The following is a 586-nucleotide window of genomic DNA, read 5'->3' on the forward strand; positions in this document are numbered from 1 at the left end:
CCTGCCGGGCAATGCATGGCCTTCAAGCTGATGATGTCAGCGCAGAAGAAATGGCGAAAGCTCGACGGTCAAAACCGACTGCCCGAGATCATCCAGGGGATCGAGTTCCGCGACGGGATCCGCCAACTTCAAGCTGCCGCCTGATCAAGCGCCACCAACTTCTGCGCATATCTCCGCCCTTCGGGCTTCGTGCCTCTCCAGCAGCCGCATTTCAGTGTTTCCTTCTTAGTCAGCTAGAAGAACAAAACAGAGTGGGGATGCACCGTGCCCGTAGGGTATAATACTCATGACATGAGTAGAGTAGAGCCTAATAGGCTAGGGTGGTGTTGTCGGGTATATGTATACGTATAGTAGTGTAGCTCGACGCCTTTAGTATCCCGGTGTGCGCGGTAATATTTATATTAATCAATGCATTATATTTACTTTGTAGGTATGAAGTCCATTAATGTGTTGTCACGAAAGGCAATTCCTAGTGAGCTTATTGTAACGGCTGACCTGCTCCCCTGAAAAGTCCTCGCTTTGAGGTTAGCCTGTTCTCCAACTGAGGAGACAGACGATGAAGAGAAGCCGTTTCAGCGAAGAGCAG

1 pseudogene is annotated in these 586 nt (G+C 50.0%); it reads left to right on the forward strand.

What is annotated here, in order from left to right:
- Positions 1-144: pseudogene (locus MN186_RS00080) on the forward strand (IS256 family transposase); the annotation flags it as partial.
- Positions 145-586 lie beyond the last annotated feature (442 nt).

Origin of the sequence: Aliiroseovarius sediminis, assembly GCF_022678485.1 — a bacterium.
GTDB lineage: Bacteria > Pseudomonadota > Alphaproteobacteria > Rhodobacterales > Rhodobacteraceae > Aliiroseovarius > Aliiroseovarius sediminis.